We start from the raw sequence: 21026 nt of genomic DNA, 5'->3' as shown, positions 1-21026 counted from the left end.
GGAGATCCCTCACCCTCGCTGCGCTCGGGTTCGGGATGACGTGGGGAGTTACAAAATACTTTAAATTGTTCCTATATGAACTATGAGTTACACTTGAATACCCACTCTTTTCAATATCATTAGTACTGTGCTATCTAACTCGTGTGAATCATTAAGCGGTATCGGACCTATGCTTGCGACAAAGCTTGCAAAATGTGGTATCCATTCTGTGCGTGATTTACTGTTCCATTTACCTTATCGCTATCAAGACAGAACTCGAGTAACGCCTATTCAAGATTTACGTGCTAATGATTGGTGTGTGATTGCTGGTCGGGTATGTAAGACAGAAATTAAAACCGGTAAGCGAGCGATGCTGCATTGTTATGTAGAAGATAAAACCGGAATAATAAAACTACAGTTTTTTCATTTTAATAAAAATCAAATCAATAACCTAAAGAACAGCACGATGATTCATGCCTTTGGCGAAGTTCGTGAGTTCAACAATATCCTGACTATGACTCACCCTGAATATCAATTGCTCGATGATGAAAATGAATGCCAGGTCAATGAAACACTCACACCAATTTATCCAAGTACACAAGGCTTGAGTCAATCCCGATTAAGACAGTTGGTGAATGTCGCCTTAAATAGTTGCAACCAAGAGCTTCAACAATTGGAATGGATGAACGAAGCACAATTACAGGCAAATGGTTTTTTGCCATTGGGAGATGCAATTCAATTATTGCATAATCCTCCACCAGATATCTCTGTACAGTCTCTGGAAGAAGGTCAGCATCCTGCGCTGAAAAGGTTGGTTTTTGATGAATTGTTAGCACAACGCCTTAGCATGCAATTCGCCAGAGAAGCACGCAATACATTACATGCTGTCGCATTACCTACAGATCAAAATTTGATTCAACGTTTTTTAGAGTCTCTTCCATTTACACTCACTAAGGCTCAACATAGAGTCGCCCATGAAATTAGCCAGGATCTCATGCAGGCTAAACCCATGTTACGCTTGGTACAAGGGGACGTGGGTGCAGGAAAAACCATTATTGCGGCCCTTGCAGCATTACAAGCTATTGTCAATGGGCAACAAGTCGCCTTTATGGCCCCCACTGATCTGCTAAGCGAGCAACACGCCAATAATTTGCTCCGTTGGTTAGAGCCGATGGGAATCAAAATATTAAGACTTAGTGGGAAAATGAAACTAAGTGAACGACGAATGGTATTTACTGCATTAGCGGATCATAGTTGCCAGCTAATTATTGGCACCCATGCCCTATTTCAAGAAGCAGTGCAATTTGCTCGCTTAGGTCTGGTAATTATTGATGAACAACATCGATTTGGAGTGGAGCAAAGATTACTTTTACAACAAAAAGGACAACAGAAGGAACTCATTCCGCATCAATTATTAATGACAGCCACCCCTATTCCACGAACACTCGCCATGACCCACTTTTCCCACTTGGATATCTCAATTATCGATGAATTACCTCCAGGACGCATGCCCATTGCCACCGCTGTATTAAGCCAGAGCAAACGGGAAACAGTCATTGAACGATTAGAAGTAGCTATAGCCAGTGGTCGACAAGTTTATTGGGTATGTACACTCATTGAAGAATCTGAAAAATTACAATGTATGGCTGCTATTGAGACAGCACATGCCTTACAAGAACAACTCCCTGAAGCACGCGTGGGCCTTGTACATGGACGAATGAAACCTATAGAAAAAGATGCAACTATGGCTGCCTTTAAAAGTGGTGAAATTAACTTACTGGTTGCTACAACAGTTATTGAAGTCGGAGTAGATGTCCCGAATGCCAGTCTTATGATTATCGAAAATGCAGAGCGTTTGGGCTTATCACAACTCCATCAATTACGCGGCCGAGTAGGACGTGGAACAACTCAGTCTCATTGCCTTTTACTTTATCAATCTCCCCTCTCACCACAAGGTGCGGAGCGATTAAAAATAATGCGCGCAACCAATGATGGATTTATTATTTCTGAAAAAGATATGGAATTAAGAGGGGCAGGCGAAGTACTAGGAACTCGGCAAAGTGGTTATCGGCAATTTAAAATCGCTGATCTGCAACGGGATCGTCATTTACTTCCACTTTTGCCCGCCATAGCAAAGAAACTTTTAGAGGAATCGCCCCAAGCTGCCCGCAACATTACGCAACGATGGTTAGGTAATTTTGAACAATTTTTACAGGGATAAAAATATTTTCCGAAATATCCAAGTCAAGACTGTTTTTTATTTTTTTCTTTGTTAAGATGGTCAGGCAAGCTTTGAATTAGCCAGACATGCATTGTGGATAACTTCATCAAGGTCTTCCCTTATTTTAAATAAAACCTTCTTATCTATCTAAAAATATCCCTTATTTCACAGGTACTATCGAGGCTAAATTTTATTTTTTCCAAAAAATCTTTTATCCACAGAATCTGTGGATAACCCTGTGAACATGATGTAAAACACCTTATAAAATCAACTTGATTTGCACTGTTTCCGAAAGAACCGCATCGAGAATTAAAAGGGGCAGTTCATGGAGTACTTTTACCAACATAAAAACTCCTATCCTCATCTACATATTCTTTTTGTGCTCTGTTAACAAACTCAGTAATAATTTTATCGCACGAGCCCTTTCGTTCTCCGCCTTTGATGTTGGCATCAAAAAAACGGCAAGAAGAGTCTTCATCTCTCCCTAGATAAACTTCATGGGATACATCTTTAGTAACGGGGTATGTAACTAAAACATGTTTGTTTTTTTCTAATAACGTTTTAAATTTCTCTTCAGTTAAATCTTTTTTAAGAATCTCTTCATCAGTATGTGGAACATTATTTTGATGAAATGCGAAATGATCAGCGTCCTTATTTCCGTTTTTTTCAGCTTCTAGCTCCATATTTTCTTCTTTAATAGCTTCTGCAAGAAATTTTTTATCATCTTTTAGATAATTGTCTGGATTTTCTCCCCGCAAAATAATGTTCAGGTAAACATTTGACATTGGCCTGCACATACCAACTGTTTTTCCATCATCATTGGTTGCTAAATTATATTTTTTTAAAACATCATGTTGTGTAGTAAATGAAGATGTGTTTTTAGATGAAAATTTAAACATATACTTCCTAAAATAGGTTAATTACAGAATTAGGACAAAAGCAATTATAGCTGATTAATTAGGTTTTATTGCAAAAAATTTAGGATTTTATTAACTTTTTCAGGTGTCTCAGACAGCTACCGAGAGTTTCCGAAATGGCATTCAATGAGCAACAGCCTATTGATCTACCTAGATTTTGGTAGAAATTTCCACGACAGTATTTAGGAGACAAATCAGAAAACCAGCAGAATTTTGGCTCTACTGGTTTTCATTTACAGCTATCATTTTGTTGTATTTGTTGAATTTTTTGAACTTAAAAGGTAGTCAGCGGTGGTTCCAATTTCGAAACCCTCTTCATGAGCGAAATAAGGATTTCTCGCTGCTTTGGCTCCCCCCAACATAGTATGGGCCAACCATCCAGCGCTTGCATAAACAATCTTTTTTTGATCAGCACTAGGTCCTTTTCTTTGTTCTTCCTTAGCTTCATCATAAAAAGACTGTGCTATTTTTGTTTCATTTTTTAGCGTTTTAAACTCCCTGCGTCCTCTTTCCAGTATATTCTTAGGTTTAAAATCATCTATTTGTGTTCCTCTTTCAAAATGCTCGACGTGCTGTTTCTCTAAATCAATATCCTTTTTATCCAGATATTGGTTAACGGCTTGTACATGAGACGGAGTTTTTTCATGTAACATTTTTCGCTCTGGAAATTTGTACTCATAGTTTGGATCTGCCTTTCCTAATAAGCCCTCTTTAACAACCTTATAAGTCACATTAATTACATTTTCATCTTTGCTTTTCATTTCAAACACCTTTATTTTAGCCTTGAAACTTAATTTTAAATCAAATAGATTAAGGTATTATTAATTAGACTTGTTTTTGATCTCTTATTATTTGATAAAGGCTCCATCTAGCTAACTTTTTGTTCCAGTAACAAGAGTTGTTGTCGAATTTTAGATACAAAAAATCAATGCCGCGGCATTGCCAAATTTCTTTAGTGTCCCTAAGTTGGGCTTGTTGTGGCACCGAGTTGGTGTACCGTCGACGGCAAGCTAAGAGGTTTCTTGTTTTTCTCATGAGGAACAGGACTGCCTGTAACCTCGTTGGTTATTTAAATCGAATGAAGCACTTTTTTATTCGAATCGGTTGAGGTGCGTTCTCCACCCGGTATATGAGCCCCTTATGTGAAAAGGATGAATTAGATCATTCCCAATTAAGTGAGCAAATTTTTATCATATTTTTCAACAAGCCACTTCATATTTTTGTACGGTGCTTCACCTTGAACAATGAATCAATTTCATTCAATTCCAATGGACTTCCAAACTGGTTTGTACTTTTTTTTGTTACGATAACCAAGAAAATTTCCCTATTTTTCAACACCTCTTGTGGATAACTCATCAGTTTATTTCATGAAATAAAAAATGCTAACGCCTCTATTTGTTTCTCAAAAACCATTGTTTGACAAGGATTACAACTCATTTTAGTTATTCTATTTTCTTAAATTTTTTATCCACAAAATCTGTGGATAACCCTGTGAACATGATGTCAAACAGCTTATAAAGCCTACTTGAATTGCGCTTGCTTTAGAACGCTCCAAAGTGCGCACCGAGGTTTAGGTTAGGAAATTCATCCCATTGATTTTTACTTTTATCTACCACTAAAAATGAACAAAGTTTAAACAAGGCAAGCGCACTCCTTAAAGTTAAAAATTTTTTAAAAAAATACTCAAGTCAAGACTGTTTTTTATTTTTTTCTTTGTTAAGATATCCAAGAAAATTTTCCTATTCTCACAAATTCGTCCTGTGGATAACTCATCCCTTAATTTCATTGAATAAAAAATACCAAAGTCTATTTATCGCGGAAAACCTCTTATTTCATAAGGCTTATTATTAATTTATTCATTCTATTGTCTTAAATGTTTTATCCACAGAATCTGTGGATAACCCTGTGAACATGATGTCAAACAGCTTATAAAATCTACTTGAATTGTGCTTGCTTTAGAACGTTCCAAAGTGCGCACCGCGGTTTAGATTAGGAAATGCTCCCATTGATTTCTACTTTTATCTACCATTGAAAAATGAATAAAGTTTAAACAAGGCAAGCGCACTCCTTAAAGTTAAATTTTTTTTAAAAAAATACCCAAGTCAAGACTGTTTTTTATTTTTTTCTTTGTTAAGATATCCAAGAAAATTTTTCTACTCCCACAAACACATCCTGTGGATAACTTCTCTCTTCATATCATTGAATATAAAATCACGCCTATCTATATACTGAAGTAATTCTTATTCTATAAGGATTATTCAACATTTATTTATTACTGAACTAAAATCGATTTATCCACAAAATCTGTGGATAATCCTGTGTATAGGATGCATAACATCTTGTGAAATCAACCTATATGTGCGTCTTGGAATGCAGCTTTATTTCAGATCGATTCAATTTAATATAAGTTTTAATACAAAAAAAATCTTAACCATGTTTAAATAGACCCCAAAATGATAAACAAAACTAAATCTGGAATCTCGGTGAAAATCTAAGGTTCTCATTTCGTTTTACTTGGGTTGTTTTAACTTAAATAAACATCATATGGCTCATAACGATCGATATTTGCAAGCAAAAAAAGTCACCCTTTTGGGAGCTATTTCAAACGCCTTGCTTGGTCTCATTAAACTAATTGGTGGATATTTTTTTCACTCCCATGCACTTGTTGCAGATGGGGTCCATTCCTTATCTGATCTCATAACAGATGCAATGGTTTTATTTGCTTCTAAATATGGCAGTCTTGATGCGGATGCCAGTCATCCCTATGGGCATCAACGTATTGAAACAGCTGCGACTTTGTTGTTATCTCTTTTACTTATTTTTGCAGGCATTGGCATCGCCTGGGATTCAATATATGACTTACTCCACTCCAATTATATCACACCCAATTGGTACACTCTGCCAATAATTTGTATTTCCATAATCAGCAATGAAATTTTGTTTCACTATACCCTGTATATAGGAAGATGCATCAATTCTAAATTAATTACAGCCAATGCGTGGCATCATCGCTCAGATGCGGCTTCCTCTCTGGTTGTCTTGGTAGGATTAATTGGCAGTATCGCAGGTTTTGGTTCTCTTGATGCCATAGCAGCCATTATAGTCGGACTTATGATTGTTAAAATGGGTTGGGATTATGCTTGGAATAGTGTGAAGGAACTGGTTGATACTGCGGTCAGTCCTGAGCTATTGGCACGAATTGAAGAAGTAATTCAAAATGTGGATGGAGTTGAAAAAATTCATCAATTAAGAACTCGCTCAATGGGAGAAAATGTCTTAATTGATGTACATATTTTAGTTTCACCTAAAATATCGGTCTCTGAAGGACATTATATAGCGCAACATGTCCACCACGCACTTGCAGATCAAATAGAGAGCGTCAAGGATGTGATTGTTCATGTTGATCCAGAAGATGACGAGCGTTGTTGCCCCTCTTTACATTTGCCCAGCAGAAAAGTATTGCAAGAACTACTACTCAATGAAGTACGTATTGATTTTCCTCAGATTAAATTTTGGAATTTACATTATCTGGACGGTAAAATTGGGATAGATATAGTATGTGATGAACCATTCAGCCAGTGGCAAGAATTACATCATCGGGTGATTCTGGCATTAAAACTACAGTCTGATATTGTAGAAGTTCGTTTATTTAGCTTGCATGAGGCCATGCATCACTAATAAACTACTGGATTTAATTAAGTCTTGTTGTTTCCCGGGTGAACTATGGCCTGGGTGAAACAGCGAAACCCGGGGTTAAAAGGTATATTCCAGTCCAGAAAATTCCCGAGTTTCACTTCAATTCACCCAGGCATCAGTACACCCAGATTACAATTTAAATTATAAAATTCTAGAATAAATAATAGGATAAACGATGGTATCAGCTACCACCCTAAAGATTTTGTTTGCATGTTCCATTTTTATAGTCATTTTAATTGCTGGCTGGTATCCGTTTAGAAAACGTATTAAAGATGATCAGCATATTGATTTTCCTGTGGGCGAAACCCTGGCTACAGGAGTGTTCTTGGGGGCTGGGTTGTTGCATATGCTTCCAGATGCGAATTCGTTATTTATAAAAATGGGGTATAATTACCCTTTTGCTTACATTATTACCGGTGCCGTATTTCTGATTTTTCTCTGGTTCGAACATTTAGGGAAAGAGCTTTATCATCATAACAATACAAAACATCCTGCCTTTGCCATTTTAGCCTGGGGTATGCTATCTGTGCATTCAATTATGTTGGGAGCGGCTTTAGGATTATCTCATTATAACTCCATGATCATAATGATCTTTCTTGCAATTATTACCCATAAGTGGGCAGAAAGTTTTGCTGTGGCAGTGCAATTGAATAAAAGTTCTATGAACATGAATACCAGCCTGGTCTTTTTTATTTTATTCAGCTTGATGACTCCACTCGGTATCTATTTGGGTTGGTACTTTGGCCATGGAGTAGAAACGGATTCATTATTTGATCCAATTTTACTTGCAGCTTCATCAGGAACATTTCTCTATCTAGGAACACTTCATGGCTTGGAGCGCTGTGTTATGGTAGAACGATGTTGTAACCTCAAAGATTTCAGTTTCGTGATTATAGGCTTCTCGCTTATGGCCTTGGTGGCTGTTTATGTCTAAATTGTTACAACAAAAACGGATTATCCTCGCTTCCAGCTCCTCAATAAGACTTAAATTGCTACAGTCTCTTGGTATTGAATTCTCTGTGGTTCCCTCTCATTGCGATGAAGATGCCATTAAGGCATCTTTCAACTCAGAGAGCGCACTAGACTTAGGCTATGCGCTTGCAGCAAGTAAAGCATTGGCAGTCAGCCAACAATATCCAGAACATTTTATTATTGCCGCAGACCAACTTTGTCTATTTGGACAAACACTGCTGAACAAACCCTTGAACCATCATACCGCTGTGGCGCACTTACGTTTGTTAAGCGGCAAAGAACATCTGCAAATTGCCTGTCTTTGCATCGCAAAAAATAATGAACTACTTTGGCAACATCATGAAACAGCGTACTTAACATTGCACCATTTAAGTGAAAAATCAATTGAGGCTTATTTACACAGTGAAAAGCCTTATCATAGTTGTGGTAGTTATCAATATGAAAGCCAGGGTAAATGGTTATTTAAAGAAGTTCAGGGCAATGAAGATACTATTTTAGGTTTACCATTAATCCCTTTAACCAACGCATTAATGAAACTTGGAGCTGTTAGTTTCTGATTAGTTCATCATGTCCTGATGATACGAAAATGGAAGCCGGGATCAAAAGGCATCCAATTTCCCGAGTTTGTTACACATCACAAGGCTACATATTCAAAAAAACATATAAAATCATTAGGTTAACTAATTATTGTCTTTATTAAGATCATTTTGTTATGATTCTTTATCACTTGCTAATGAATTGAGAAAAATGGAAGGAAAAATTGAAAATCCTATTGCGGAGGCCCCTGCATTAAGTTTGTTTGAATTTAAAACTCAATTTGCAAACTATATGAAAGAGTGTGCAATTTTTAAAATAAATGCTGAGAGGAGAATTGCGGAGTTAGAATTAAGAAATGAACATGATGCTCTTATTGGGCTACATGAACAGATGATGGAAACGGTTAAGGAGCAAATCAGGGCTAATCAAAAGCGATTGAAAGCCGCTGAATCCTATATAAACTACAGTTGGGAATTAGAGCCTCGGATTACTAACGAAATTGCCAGACAAAACAAATATCTGGAAAAATTACAATTACAATTGCTGCAAATAAAATCTTTGAAATTTTTATTCTCGTTGAATCCGAGTGAACTAATTCAGGAGGCATTAAAAAATAAATCCTCTGCTTTACTCATTGTTCAGACTCCGAAACTGATTGCAAAAATCCCTAAGCATCAATTAGCGAATATGACTCACCAAGATCCAGAGATCATTAAGTCGCTAGCTCGTATTTTAGCGACCAGTGAGTACACATTTGAACTATCTAATATTTTTGCAATACTCAAACAGCAGGCTCAAACTGAGGTTGAGGTAGCCTTTGTTGTTGAAAAAGAAAATGCGGCGATCCGTGATTTGTTACTTAAAATTAATAAGTATCTTGATAAAAAAATAGATCAAGCCTTGAACGAAAACACTCATCCCTGGGCGCTCGGATATTTTGGCTCACGCCATAAAATAAATAAAGGCGAAAAAAAAGTATCCGTTCCCCAGGGTATTTATGAATTGAAAGCACATTTAGAGCAACTAAACCAAATTGCCCCAAGTGAAATCTTAGTCAAGATGCAAAAAACATTGCAGATCAAAAACGTAAGAAATCAAAATGAATCCTTATTTCAACAGTTTAAACGACTTATTAGTTATCTTTTTGGATATTATCAATCACAAGATACCGCAGAAGAATATGAATACCTGGATCAAGTCACAGCAGGAAAAAAATCTATCTCTTGACAAAGCAAGTACATATCAAAACAATAGTTCTATTTGAAAAGCAGTAGAAACCTACTGCTTTCCCAGATTGAAAAAATTTTAATCGTAATCAGGACTCAACATGCAAATTACAAAAATTCAAGCCCGTGAAATTCTGGACTCTCGTGGTAACCCTACTGTTGAAGCGGATGTTATTTTAAAAAGTGGAATCCAAGGAAGAGCGAGCGTTCCATCCGGGGCATCAACAGGAAGTCGTGAAGCCTGTGAACTCCGCGATAATGATCCCAAACGCTATCATGGTAAGGGTGTGCAACAAGCTGTTGCTAATGTTAATCATGAAATCAATCAAACCTTACACCTTTTTTCCATCGAAGATCAGGACGCTTTGGATCAGAAATTATGCCAATTAGACGGTACAGAAAATAAATCACGTCTTGGAGCCAATGCCATTCTTGCTGTTTCTCTTGCAGCCGCAAGAGCCCGAGCAAATGAGCACAAGCTACCTTTGTATGCTGCACTAAACCAAGGTGAAAAAATGTGCATGCCTGTACCTATGATGAATATTTTAAATGGTGGCGCTCATGCGGACAATAATGTTGATATTCAAGAATTTATGATCATGCCCGTAGGTGCTGCTGATTTTCCCACTGCCTTACGAATGGGTACGGAGATTTTTCATGGATTAAAATCTGTTTTAAAAACAAAAGGTTTAAATACCGCTGTAGGAGATGAAGGAGGTTTTGCACCCAATATTAAATCGAACCGCCAAGCCCTGGACCTGCTTTGTGAGGCAGTTGAAAAAGCAGGATTTAAATTGGGTGATGAGATAGTTCTTGCATTGGATGTCGCCGCTTCCGAACTATATGACCAAGGCATGTATCATATGGCTTCTGAAAATCAAAAATTTACTTCAATGCAACTCATTGATTATTATACTAATCTTGTTGCTAATTATCCTATCGTAAGTATTGAAGATGGCTTGGATGAAAAAGATTGGAGCGGATGGAGTCATTTGACTGCTCAATTGGGTAGAACAATTCAATTGGTAGGTGATGATGTATTTGTTACTAACCCCAAAATTTTACAGGAAGGCATCACTCAAAAGGTAGCGAATGCCATCCTCATTAAAGTCAATCAAATCGGAACTTTGAGTGAAACGCGACAAACAATCCAATTAGCCCATCAAAATGGCTATCGTTGCGTGATGTCACATCGCTCAGGTGAAACAGAAGATACCTTTATTGCGGACCTTGCCGTTGCTACAGGATGTGGTCAAATTAAAACAGGCTCCCTATGCCGTACAGACCGTGTAGCAAAGTACAATCAACTGTTGCGCATTAATGAAAGTGCTGCATTACCCTATGCAGGAAGATCCATATTAAAAAGATAAATTTTAATTAAAACCTGTAGCCTGGGTGAAAGCGAAAGCCGTAACCCGGGGGTTCGGGTAATACTCACCCCTGATTTCGTAGTCCGTCCCCCTGACTCTAAGTTCTTAATCTTCTGAAAAATGAATATTTGTGTTGTACTTGGTGCGATTAAGGCAAAAACTGCTTCGAAATACTTTAATATTTGCTTCATTAGCAAATACTCTGCGTGCAAAATCATTGTAGTGATTCATATCCGCAACATGAATCACTAATAAATAATCAGTCTCTCCGGAAACAAAATAGCATTGTTTCACCTCTTCTTGTTCTGACATTTTACGCTCAAAATGAGCTAACAAATCCTCTCTTTGCTTTTCCAAGGTAATATTTGCAAAAACAATAAGCCCACGTCCGGCTTTAAAAGGATCAACCAGGGAAACATCATTCACAATGATACCCTCATCACGTAATCGCTTTACACGGCGAAAACAAGGAGGGGCCGAAATCCCTACTTTCTCAGCAAGGGCCAGATTGGTAATTTGATTATCTTTTTGCAATAAATTTAAAATTTTCCGATCAATTTTATCTAAATGTACTGCTTCAGTTTTATTATCTGACGTTCTTTCCTCGCTTTTTTTCATATATTACCCTTAATTCAAAATTTGACATTATAAAATGAAATAAATAGTCATTAAATTAAAAATTTATTTATTTTTATTTCATGGTACATTCTCGATCCCATTAAAAATGAACTAAAGGAAAACAATAATGATAAGAAAAGCACGAATTGATGAAATTACTAACTTGAATAAACTCATTGAGCATTCAGCACGCGGGTTGAGCCAAGAAGACTATTCAAAACATGAAATTGAAGGTGCAATTCATTTTATTTTTGGAGTAGATAAAGAGCTAATCCAAGATCAAACGTACTACGTTATAGAAAATGAAGGTGTTGTAGTTGCTTGTGGTGGATGGAGTAAACGAAAAACCTTATTTGGTGGGGATCAATGTAAAACACGTGAAGAAGGATTTTTAAATCCCCAAAAAGATTATGCCAAGATCAGAGCTTTTTTTGTACATCCAAACCATGCTCGGCAAGGCCTGGGAACAATGCTTCTGGAATATTGTGAACAACAAGCCCTGTTTCATGGATTTACAAAAATGGAAATGATGGCAACCTTGCCCGGTGTAAAACTATATCAGGTCTGTGGTTATCAAATTATTGGACCAGAATATTTTACTCTCCCTGATGGGCAAAAGTTTAAAATGCTAAAAATGATAAAGCACTTATAAAATTAGGAGCTCACCGCTAATGTGCCACAGCGCTCCCTGTCCCTTGCTTAAGGGACAGGTTACTGAACCCAAACTACACACATACAACTAGTTATCTTTTCTGGAATGATACTCTGGGATTTCCTTGGGATAGCGCCCTTTTATGGTTTTAAAAAAATCAAGAATCATTGGAAAATCTTTATCGATATCTCCCGATGGTTTGAATTTTTCATGAATTCGCAGTTCTTTAGTTGAATAATCAGGTCCTACCATGACTATAGGCAGCCCGGCTTGACAAGCGATATGATAAAACCCCTCTTTCCAACGAGTCACTGCACTACGTGTCCCTTCAGGAGTAATCGCAAGCTTAAACTCATTTCGAGAGCGAAATATTTCTACCACTTGCTCTACAGTCTTATTTTTTTTAGAGCGATCTACAGGAGCTCCGCCTAAGGCCTTTAACAATAAACCTAAAGGAAAGAAGAACAATTGATCTTTTGCTAAAAAGTTAATTTTAACTCCCATTGAAAAACGAGCAAATAAACCAACAGCAAAATCCCAATTACTGGTATGAGGAGCAACAACAACCAAATATTTCTTATCATTTGGTAATTCGCCGACAACTTTCCATCCAAACAGTTTCAAAATAAAACGACCAAAATTTTTCATAATCAAAATCAATAATTTTTTTTTTAGTATATACAAATTATTATGTTGATACACCTCTATCTGACAATCAAATCTAGTTTGGCAGAGCAAGAACGATAAAAAAATCAATAAACCACACCACAGCACAATATTTATACTAAAATAATACATATATAGGTGGAGCTATGGAGTGCCAAAATGAATAAGCAAGATCCTGCACTTGAATTTTCCAATCCACGTTTACTGGCGACTGTTTATTATGGATTACTGTCTGTTGTCGGAACGATACTCATTAATGCATTTCTCACAACAATTGGTTTCGAGGAACTTGTCCCTCTATTTAAGGCTGTTATCCTGGGGATGGTTGTAGCTTCCATAACTGGAGCTATATTTGGAGAACGAATCGTTCATTGCCCTGAACCCTATAAACTTAAAACATTTTGGTTAGGTTTTATCATGGTTCTGCTCTCCTTACCTTTTTTTGATCTTGGTTTGCTTCTCTTTATGGACACAACAGAAAACCAAGTATTGAGAGTAACTAATTTTAGCGATTTTGTTTCCGCTTATTTTATTGTCCTTGGGTACAGCTATATTCTTTTTGGATTCTGGCTCGCCATTGCTTCAGGTTTGGCCTCTATCTATTTACGTGGCCATTTTGTCCACCATATTTTGTATACTGACAAGCGGCGAAGTCACCGTTTACCTCAATACATTAGTGCAACAAAAAAAGCCAAATCAAAGCCAGCACAAAAAACTCGTACTTTGCAGCGCAAAAAAACTTAAGTAAAATCCTTTACTACTCAGCTTTTCATCGCAGTGTAGCCCGAGTGAACGAGCAAGCCATAACCTGGAGATCCTATTTCCCGGTTTTTACATCGCCTCCTCCAGCTACACAGCATCTAGGATATAATTGATTTGGACTTTTATGCCGACATTTACTTTCACTGATAAAGAACATCTTTTTCTTCGATTGGCTCAAAAAAACACTGTTCTCACCCCGAATAACCGACTCAGTGAAGCGATACTCCAACAGTATTTCGCCCAATGTAAGAAGCAAACCGTAGAAAAGCCACAATGCATGCCTTTTAGCGTCGCACTAGTTAAGGCCTATGAGCAGCTCAATTGTCTTAATCCACATAGTCCTAATCCCACTTTGTTAAACCGTACTCAATGTCAGTATCTATGGCGCAAAATAATTCAGTCTGAATCGAATATAACTTACAGCGAAGGCCTGCTCAAATCGATAATCAGCGCTTGGGAACGTTGCCAACTGTGGCAAATTAGCATGAAGGATCCTGCTTTTCATTACACGGAGCAAACACAACAATTTCAAAAGTGGTGGCAATTATTTGATAAACAATTAAATCGACAACATTTAATTACTGAATATCAATTAATCCCCTATTTACTTAATGCCAATAGTTCTTTTTTTTCCCAAGATATTGTTTGGGTCTGTTTTGATGATTTTACTCCGCAGCAAATACTTTTGCAGGAGCATCTGGCGAAAAAGGGATTCGCTCAATACCAATATGATTTAGAAGAAAAAGTATCAAACACTAAAGTATTCGCAGCAGAAGACAGTAAAGAAGAATATCAACAACTCATGTTATGGTTACATTCAAAAATACAAGAGGGAAACCAACGGATCGGTGTCGTGGTACCCAATTTAGAGCAAGAATCTCCTTCTCTACAAAGAATGTTGGCACATCATTTTGAGTCATCATACTTTAATATCTCTCTAGGACAATCACTAAGCAATTTTCCTTTAGTTGCCCATGCTTTATGCTGGCTTGGTTTGGATGCCACGCATCTAAGTTCACATCAAGCAAGCTTGCTTCTGCAATCACCTTACTTAAGTAGTTCTAAAGAAGAGTTCATCGCACGCTCTGAGTACTTGCAAGATGGAGTATTATTGGAAAATCATTCCATTCGATTAAGTACTTTGATAAAGGAACTGCAGCAGTATGCCCCCAAGCTTGCCAATTTATTAGACAATCTTACTCCTTACCCTCGCGAAGCTACGGTACAAGAATGGATACACTTATTTCAAAAACGCCTCAATACCATGGGATTTCCTGGAGATTATACCCTTAGTTCCGAGAACTATCAGTGTTTTAATCGTTTTATTACAGTCTTTGATGAGCTGAGGCAATTTGCTTTACTCAAGTCAAGTTTTACAAAATCAGAGGCCTTTGAGGCCATACGAAATATAACTGACAACACGATTTTTCAGGCACAAAAAACCAACGCCCCGATTCAAGTTTCCGGCCTACTGGAAGCTTCAGGATGTGAGTTCGATAGTTTATGGATCATGGGATTAACTGATCAATGTTTACCTCAAAAGGTTCAGTTATCTGCGTTTATTCCACCACCGCTGCAACGTCAGTTATGCATGCCTCATAGCTTGCCTGCTCGTGAACTGCAATTTGCTCGTCAGATCCTGCAACGATTACAAAGAGGTGCCGACTCTGTAGTATTTAGTTATGCACAGTTACAGGGTGATACACCCAATTTACCTTGCTCCTTAATCACTCATTTTCCAAATTTTGAACCACTGCCAACACACTATGAAGCTCAAAAATCGCCTAAGTTAATAGCTCTTGAAGAATGCTTTAACATTCCTGTATTGCCTGAGGAGAACATTTATGGAGGTACAGCAATCCTGTCGAATCAAGCCAAGTGCCCTTTTAAAGCATTTGCTGAACACCGACTTCGAGCAAAAAGCTTTTTACAAACAAGAGATGGATTAGATAATAAAGAACGAGGCCAAATCATTCATAAGGTAATGGAGCTGTTATGGCAAAAATTGGAGAGCCAGCATAAACTCCTTCAATTATCCGACGATCTGTTGGACGAGCATATTGCTGAAGCCATTCATACGGCTTTAGCCTCCTTAAAAAGTCAGCATGGTGACACCACTGATTCAATTCAGGAGGTGGAATACACGCGTTTAAAACGACTAGCACGTACATGTCTTGAATGGGAGAAACAACGAGCTCCTTTTACGGTCGCAGCGATAGAGCAATCTTACGAAATTAATTTAGCCGGTCTTAATTTTCAAGTGCGTGTGGATCGCTTGGATCAGGTTGAAAACAAAAAATGGGTTATTGATTATAAAAGCACTCTGCCAACCAGCAAACCCTGGAATGAAGAACGCCCCAAAGAATCACAATTATTGCTTTATGCCTTGCTTGATGAACAAATTAACACTCTGTTACTCCTGCAATTGAAAACCGGGAAAATTAGCTGTTCCGGTTTTAGTGAAGAAAAACAAAGTCTTAGTGGGATTACCGCTTTAAAGAAAGAAGAAACATGGGCAGAATATAGGGATATCTGGCAAAAGCAACTGACTGATTTAGCTCAAGAATTTCAAGAGGGTTACTGCGCACCACAACCGGCTCATACGAATATTTGTCAGCAATGCGATTTTCAGAATTTATGTCGTTTTCAAGTAGAAGAATAGTATTATCCTTATGAGTTCGACATAAAAATAATCTTATTCTTATGTCGAACTCATATTAATTATGATATAAGATTTTTTAGCCCATTCAAACTCAATTGAAGTGGTTTTAATCCCCATGGTTTCCTACTAATAATAACAACGAGATGAATCATGCCTTTTAATCATAGAAAATTAGAACTACGTTTAAACACCTGTGACAAAAGATTACGCGCTCTATTTGCTAACGCAGAAATCGGTTTAAAATTAGAACAACAAATAAAAGCCGTGCAAAATTATTATAACCTTTCTTATACCAAAGCAACTTCTGCCAAAAGAGTTGAAGAAATTGCAGCCAGCTACGAATTGTTTATTGAACAATTAACCGATGTAAAAAATGGAGACATGACCCCAAAAGAGGCATCCGAACGAATTGGAAGCGCCTGTGAGTCTAGAAAAATTGGTGTTTTATTTCATAATCTTACTAAAGCATGCGAACTCATGTTCTATGCAGCAACTGCTTTTTCACTGTATGCAGGGATCTTCGGTATCGCGCTACCGGTACTCATTGTCCAACCTGTTCTAGGCGTTGCAGTCGGAATAACCATAGTGGGGGCAATGCTTGCGGCAACATACAAAGCAGTTGCATGTCTTACGGAATTTAGATCATTAAGTCGCCACGATACTGAATACACTAATGAGTTAAGTTTGGTTTCATTCTTTAAACCAAAACTTCAAGAAAAAGAAAATATTAACTCAATTGAAGATGAAGAGTTAGAGGCTTCTTGTTGTTTTAATTAATATTCATAATGACTTCTGCCGTTTCATATTATATGAAAGTAGTCTGGGTGTAATGCAAAAAGCGAGGTTCTCTAGTGCCCCAGGCTACATTTTTTATAGCAGTTGCTACAATTGCGAAATTTAACCAGATGTTTAATAATGATAAAATCACGGGACAAGGGAGTGAATATGTCACTCAAATCAGCTAAATTACGAATTCTATATTGCAGTCTAATCACATGCTTGCTGAGTAGTTGTTTTCATCCGCCATATAATAATTTCAAACCAGTACATCCCATGCCAAAGAGAGTTGCTACTGGAGCCGTTGTAGGAACTGCTGTCGGTGCTGCAGCTTCAGGAAGCGTAGCAGGCGCACTCGTAGGCACTGTTGCCGGAGGTACTATTGGTGCCGGTGTAGGTTTTTACAAAACGAGTAGACGCAGTATTATTAAAGAATTAAATAAAGAAAATATCGAGTACGTACAATATGGGGATACCATAACCTTAATTGTACCCGTTGATAAATATTTTATGTTTGAAAGTCCTCGCCTCAATGAAATATGTTATCCAGGCTTGGAAAATATTATTAGATTATTAAAATTTTACCCGAACAGTCCTGTTTATGTCGCAGGGTTCACGGACAACGTGGGCACGAATCGCCATAAAAAATTACTGTCCCAAGCTCAAGCTGAAACCATGCTTACCTTTTTATGGGCTAATAACATTCCTGCTAAACTTCTTAAAGCAGAAGGTTATGGGGATAAAAATGATGTAGGTGACAATAAATTGATTCATGGTAGTGCATTTAATCGTCGGATTGAAATTCAGTGGTTCAATAATTATGGTACTAAGACTTGTGCAACATGTCCAATTCCAGTACCATCACCTGTAGTTTATTCAATGAAGTAAGGCGGATAATGCGTTCAAGATTTATTGGGGGGATTCTTTTAATTGTCGGTACATCTATAGGCGGGGGGATGCTCGCCTTGCCTGTTGCCAATGCAGCAACTGGTTTTTGGCAGTCTTCCATTTTTCTGTTCCTTTGTTGGGTATTCATGACATTAGGAGCATTTTTTATCCTTGAAGCAAATCTTTATTTACCTCGAGGAAAGCATATGGTTTCAATGGCGCAAGCCACTTTGGGTAATTATGGCCTGCTTGCTGCCTGGATAAGCTATCTTTTTTTACTCTATACCCTACTCTCTGCTTATATTTCGGGCGGAGCTGATGTATTAAACAGCTTACTTTTTAAATTAGGATTGCATCTCGCTGATTGGCAGGCAAGTTTGCTATTTACACTTCTATTCGGGCTGGTTGTTTATGGTGGAATTCGTTACGTGGACTACGTCAATCGTGGCCTGATGTTTGGTAAATTGGCTGTTTATTTCTTATTAGTACTGCTTATTTCTCCACACATTGAACTACAGCATTTACGTCATGGCGACCTACAATATATCGGTGGCGCCATTATGATTTTAATTACCTCCTTCGGATTTGCCATCATTGTCCCCAATCTAAGAGACTATTTTGATGATGACGTGAAACAATTGAAAAAAGTTATTTTTATTGGTTCGCTAATCCCTCTATTTTGTTATTTGGCTTGGGATGCTGTGATTATGGGCGCCCTTCCATCTGAAGGAAGTCAAAATCTTGAGAGCTTAATGCATAACCCCCATACGACCAGTGCTTTAGCAAATCTGCTCTCGGATAAAGTACAAAATACTATGATCAGTGCATTATTTAATTTCTTCACCTCTATTTGTATGCTCACTGCATTCCTTGGTGTGTCCTTATGCTTATACAGTTTTCTTGCTGATGGCCTAAAGTTGCGTGAACGAGGAAATCATGGCATTGGGTTATTTTTACTTACCTTTGTTCCCCCGCTACTTATCGTTATTTACTATCCTGGTGCTTATATCCATGCATTAGGCTATGCCGGTATTTTTTGTATCATTCTACTACTACTTTTACCGGCATTAATGTGTTATTTTGGCAGAAAAAGTCATCACGCTGTCTTTATCGTTCCAGGGGGTAAATGGACTCAAATCTCTGTAGTTGCTGTTTCTGTCGGTTTATTGATACATGAATTTTGGAATTTGATGTAGATAACTTCGATGAAACACTCTAAGCCAGGATTTGCTAGTGCCGTAGGCAATGATACAATTGACTTAAATTGAATAACAAAGTATCATATTGGATTATTTTTAAACGATTTTGGATTATATCTCATGATCAATTCAAAACTAATAGGTGGAATATTACTTATAGTAGGAACTTCTATAGGTGGTGGTATGCTTGCCCTACCTGTCTCCACAGCAGAAGTAGGATTTAGCAATTCAATTTTCTTCCTATTTTTTTGCTGGCTGATCATGACTGCAGGCGCGTTATTAATGTTAGAGGTCAATCTGCGCCTCCCAGCGGGAAGCAATATGATCTCCATGGCTAAATCCACATTGGGTTTACCTGGTCAAATCATCGCATGGATCACCTATTTATTTTTGCTTTACACCCTACTCTCAGCCTATATTTCAGGCGGTAGTGATGTATTCAATAGCTTACTACATAAATTGAATATCAATTTGCCTAATAGTGTCACTGCGATCCTGTTTACGCTTTTATTTAGTTTGATTGTTTATAAAGGCATACGCTCGGTAGATTATGTCAATCGCGGTTTAATGTTCGGTAAATTAGGCATTTATGTTTTATTAGTTGCGATTATCAGCCCCCATGCCTCGACTTTGGGTTTAACTGATGGTTCAGCGCGTGCATTTACTGGCACCTTAATGATCTTGATTACCTCATTTGGCTATGCATCAATAATACCAAGCTTACGCGACTATTTTGGGGATGATATACGCAGCCTAAAGCGCGTCATTTTATTAGGTTCACTTATCCCTCTTGCCTGTTATATTGTTTGGGATGCTGTCATTATGGGTGTAGTCTCTCGTGAAGGAGAGAATGGCTTACTGGCACTGATGAATTCGGAACATGCGACAAGCGGATTAACTGAGGCTTTAAGTCAATCCGTGCAAAATCAATGGATTAGCGGATTCTTTGGCTTTTTTACTTCCATCTGCATGCTTACAGCATTTTTAGGAGTTTCCCTAGGGTTATTTGACTTTTTGGCAGATGGATTAAAACTGAAGAAATCCGGAAACCAAGGAAAATACACCTTAGCTTTAACCTTCCTTCCGCCACTGGCAGTAGTCTTGTTAAATCCTGGAATTTATCTGCACGCTTTAAGCTATGCGGGAATTTGTTGTGTCATTTTATTATTGTTAATGCCCGCGATCATGGCATGGCGAGGGCGTAAATCCTGCACAGAAACTCACTTGGTACCAGGGGGTAATTCGAGCTTAGCTTTAATTGGTTTCATTGCAATGGGTTTACTGGTCATCGCAATAATAAGCTAACGACAGAAGCCTAAATCATTTGATACTGCGACATCAAGGAATCAAATCTATGAAATTTGGATATACCATTATTTATGTCAATGATGTAAAAGCTTCTCTGGCTTTTTTTTCTGAAGCTTTTAATATAAAAACACGTTTCTTTCATGAAACAGGTTATGGTGAACTTGAAACAGGAGAAACAACGCTTGCTTTTGCATCTCATAATTTAGGCGCACACAATCTTCCTGCCGGTTATGTAGCAGCTGATTCATCAAGCCAGCCTTTAGGCATGGAAATTGCGTTAGTTACCGAATCAGTCCAGCAAGCACATGAACAAGCTGTCGCAGCAGGAGCCCAATCAATTCAAGAGCCCATAAAAAAGCCTTGGGGGCAATTTGTCTCTTATGTTCGTTGCCCAGATGGAACATTAGTGGAACTATGCTCACCATTATCTTAAATCCCAGCTTAGTCTGGATAAACGAGGCTGTCCGCAGGCCGCGATTACTCCGCTTTTGATCTCCCTATCAAACAGTGACCCAATTCATACTTTATTTGTAACTCCCCACGTCATCCCGAACCCGAGCGCAGCGAGGGTGAGGG

The 21026-nt window shown here is 37.9% G+C and carries 18 protein-coding genes; 14 read left to right on the top strand and 4 right to left on the bottom strand.

Features of this window, described 5'->3' with window-relative positions; genetic code table 11:
• Window positions 1–127: 127 nt before the first annotated feature.
• Window positions 128–2200 (top strand): ATP-dependent DNA helicase RecG, encoded by a 2073-nt coding sequence (gene recG, locus BW930_RS16190; RefSeq protein ID WP_076547597.1) that lies wholly within the window; start codon window positions 128–130, stop codon window positions 2198–2200.
• A 323-nt stretch (window positions 2201–2523) separates the two neighbouring features.
• Here recG and BW930_RS16185 read toward each other — a convergent pair whose 3' ends face one another.
• Together BW930_RS16185 and BW930_RS16180 are read right to left on the bottom strand one after the other, a co-directional pair.
• Window positions 2524–3099 carry a hypothetical protein gene (locus tag BW930_RS16185; RefSeq protein ID WP_058469224.1) on the bottom strand — a complete coding sequence of 192 codons (576 nt, stop codon included), beginning with the start codon at window positions 3097–3099 and terminating at the stop codon, window positions 2524–2526.
• Between the two features lie 260 nt (window positions 3100–3359).
• Window positions 3360–3887, bottom strand: coding sequence for a hypothetical protein (locus BW930_RS16180; protein WP_131756921.1), 528 nt, complete (start codon window positions 3885–3887; stop codon window positions 3360–3362).
• Between the two features lie 1774 nt (window positions 3888–5661).
• On the opposite strand from BW930_RS16180, the gene BW930_RS16175 reads away from it, so the two are divergent.
• From BW930_RS16175 to eno, 5 genes are all read left to right on the top strand, one after another.
• Window positions 5662–6795, top strand: a complete 1134-nt coding sequence (locus BW930_RS16175) for a cation diffusion facilitator family transporter (RefSeq protein ID WP_058469222.1) — start codon at window positions 5662–5664, stop codon at window positions 6793–6795.
• 193 nt (window positions 6796–6988) lie between these two features.
• The gene (locus tag BW930_RS16170; RefSeq protein ID WP_058469221.1) at window positions 6989–7747 is read left to right on the top strand and encodes a ZIP family metal transporter; all 759 of its coding nucleotides are present in this window, start codon (window positions 6989–6991) and stop codon (window positions 7745–7747) included.
• Window positions 7740–8342, top strand: coding sequence for a Maf family protein (locus tag BW930_RS16165; RefSeq protein ID WP_058469220.1), 603 nt, complete (start codon window positions 7740–7742; stop codon window positions 8340–8342). Before BW930_RS16170 ends, BW930_RS16165 begins: the two co-directional genes overlap by 8 nt.
• Window positions 8343–8532: 190 nt before the next feature.
• Entirely contained in the window at window positions 8533–9549 is a 1017-nt protein-coding gene (locus tag BW930_RS16160; RefSeq protein ID WP_058469219.1) for a hypothetical protein, read from the top strand.
• Window positions 9550–9649: 100 nt separating this feature from the next.
• The gene (gene eno, locus BW930_RS16155) at window positions 9650–10918 is read left to right on the top strand and encodes a phosphopyruvate hydratase (protein WP_058469218.1); all 1269 of its coding nucleotides are present in this window, start codon (window positions 9650–9652) and stop codon (window positions 10916–10918) included.
• Between the two features lie 105 nt (window positions 10919–11023).
• On the opposite strand, the gene BW930_RS16150 is transcribed toward eno, so the two are convergent.
• A complete protein-coding gene (locus tag BW930_RS16150) occupies window positions 11024–11536 on the bottom strand; it encodes an Lrp/AsnC family transcriptional regulator (protein ID WP_058469217.1) in 513 nt (170 codons plus the stop codon).
• 127 nt (window positions 11537–11663) lie between these two features.
• Between BW930_RS16150 and BW930_RS16145 the strand changes: the two genes are divergently transcribed.
• The gene (locus tag BW930_RS16145; protein WP_058469216.1) at window positions 11664–12188 is read left to right on the top strand and encodes a GNAT family N-acetyltransferase; all 525 of its coding nucleotides are present in this window, start codon (window positions 11664–11666) and stop codon (window positions 12186–12188) included.
• 87 nt (window positions 12189–12275) lie between these two features.
• On the opposite strand, the gene BW930_RS16140 is transcribed toward BW930_RS16145, so the two are convergent.
• Window positions 12276–12836: a 1-acyl-sn-glycerol-3-phosphate acyltransferase gene (locus BW930_RS16140; RefSeq protein ID WP_058469215.1), complete on the bottom strand. Its 561-nt coding sequence runs from the start codon at window positions 12834–12836 to the stop codon at window positions 12276–12278.
• Between the two features lie 177 nt (window positions 12837–13013).
• Between BW930_RS16140 and BW930_RS16135 the strand changes: the two genes are divergently transcribed.
• From BW930_RS16135 to BW930_RS16105, 7 genes are all read left to right on the top strand, one after another.
• Window positions 13014–13598 (top strand): hypothetical protein, encoded by a 585-nt coding sequence (locus BW930_RS16135; protein ID WP_058469214.1) that lies wholly within the window; start codon window positions 13014–13016, stop codon window positions 13596–13598.
• Between the two features lie 142 nt (window positions 13599–13740).
• Complete coding sequence (locus BW930_RS16130) at window positions 13741–16278, top strand: PD-(D/E)XK nuclease family protein (RefSeq protein ID WP_058469213.1); 2538 nt, start codon at window positions 13741–13743, stop codon at window positions 16276–16278.
• A 150-nt stretch (window positions 16279–16428) separates the two neighbouring features.
• Window positions 16429–17055 carry a DUF5638 domain-containing protein gene (locus tag BW930_RS16125; RefSeq protein WP_058469212.1) on the top strand — a complete coding sequence of 209 codons (627 nt, stop codon included), beginning with the start codon at window positions 16429–16431 and terminating at the stop codon, window positions 17053–17055.
• 168 nt (window positions 17056–17223) lie between these two features.
• Window positions 17224–17943: a C-OmpA-like family protein CmpA gene (cmpA, locus tag BW930_RS16120; RefSeq protein ID WP_058469211.1), complete on the top strand. Its 720-nt coding sequence runs from the start codon at window positions 17224–17226 to the stop codon at window positions 17941–17943.
• Window positions 17944–17951: 8 nt separating this feature from the next.
• Window positions 17952–19139: an amino acid permease gene (locus tag BW930_RS16115; RefSeq protein ID WP_058469210.1), complete on the top strand. Its 1188-nt coding sequence runs from the start codon at window positions 17952–17954 to the stop codon at window positions 19137–19139.
• Between the two features lie 123 nt (window positions 19140–19262).
• Window positions 19263–20447 carry an amino acid permease gene (locus BW930_RS16110; protein ID WP_058469209.1) on the top strand — a complete coding sequence of 395 codons (1185 nt, stop codon included), beginning with the start codon at window positions 19263–19265 and terminating at the stop codon, window positions 20445–20447.
• Between the two features lie 49 nt (window positions 20448–20496).
• Window positions 20497–20883, top strand: a complete 387-nt coding sequence (locus BW930_RS16105) for a VOC family protein (RefSeq protein WP_058469208.1) — start codon at window positions 20497–20499, stop codon at window positions 20881–20883.
• Window positions 20884–21026 lie beyond the last annotated feature (143 nt).

The organism is Fluoribacter gormanii (assembly GCF_900156395.1).
Taxonomy (GTDB): domain Bacteria; phylum Pseudomonadota; class Gammaproteobacteria; order Legionellales; family Legionellaceae; genus Legionella; species Legionella gormanii.
This window is presented reverse-complemented; position numbering and strand designations above follow the sequence as displayed.

Bases quoted from the DNA above. Each gene is read 5' to 3' on its own strand.
- BW930_RS16185 (WP_058469224.1), bottom strand. From the start codon at position 3,099: ATGTTTAAATTTTCATCTAAAAACACATCTTCATTTACTACACAACAT.
- BW930_RS16175 (WP_058469222.1), top strand. From the start codon at position 5,662: ATGGCTCATAACGATCGATATTTGCAAGCAAAAAAAGTCACCCTTTTG.
- BW930_RS16170 (WP_058469221.1), top strand. From the start codon at position 6,989: ATGGTATCAGCTACCACCCTAAAGATTTTGTTTGCATGTTCCATTTTT.
- BW930_RS16165 (WP_058469220.1), top strand. From the start codon at position 7,740: ATGTCTAAATTGTTACAACAAAAACGGATTATCCTCGCTTCCAGCTCC.
- BW930_RS16160 (WP_058469219.1), top strand. From the start codon at position 8,533: ATGGAAGGAAAAATTGAAAATCCTATTGCGGAGGCCCCTGCATTAAGT.
- eno (WP_058469218.1), top strand. From the start codon at position 9,650: ATGCAAATTACAAAAATTCAAGCCCGTGAAATTCTGGACTCTCGTGGT.
- BW930_RS16150 (WP_058469217.1), bottom strand. From the start codon at position 11,536: ATGAAAAAAAGCGAGGAAAGAACGTCAGATAATAAAACTGAAGCAGTA.
- BW930_RS16145 (WP_058469216.1), top strand. From the start codon at position 11,664: ATGATAAGAAAAGCACGAATTGATGAAATTACTAACTTGAATAAACTC.
- BW930_RS16140 (WP_058469215.1), bottom strand. From the start codon at position 12,836: ATGAAAAATTTTGGTCGTTTTATTTTGAAACTGTTTGGATGGAAAGTT.
- BW930_RS16135 (WP_058469214.1), top strand. From the start codon at position 13,014: ATGAATAAGCAAGATCCTGCACTTGAATTTTCCAATCCACGTTTACTG.
- BW930_RS16130 (WP_058469213.1), top strand. From the start codon at position 13,741: ATGCCGACATTTACTTTCACTGATAAAGAACATCTTTTTCTTCGATTG.
- BW930_RS16125 (WP_058469212.1), top strand. From the start codon at position 16,429: ATGCCTTTTAATCATAGAAAATTAGAACTACGTTTAAACACCTGTGAC.
- cmpA (WP_058469211.1), top strand. From the start codon at position 17,224: ATGTCACTCAAATCAGCTAAATTACGAATTCTATATTGCAGTCTAATC.
- BW930_RS16115 (WP_058469210.1), top strand. From the start codon at position 17,952: ATGCGTTCAAGATTTATTGGGGGGATTCTTTTAATTGTCGGTACATCT.
- BW930_RS16110 (WP_058469209.1), top strand. From the start codon at position 19,263: ATGATCAATTCAAAACTAATAGGTGGAATATTACTTATAGTAGGAACT.
- BW930_RS16105 (WP_058469208.1), top strand. From the start codon at position 20,497: ATGAAATTTGGATATACCATTATTTATGTCAATGATGTAAAAGCTTCT.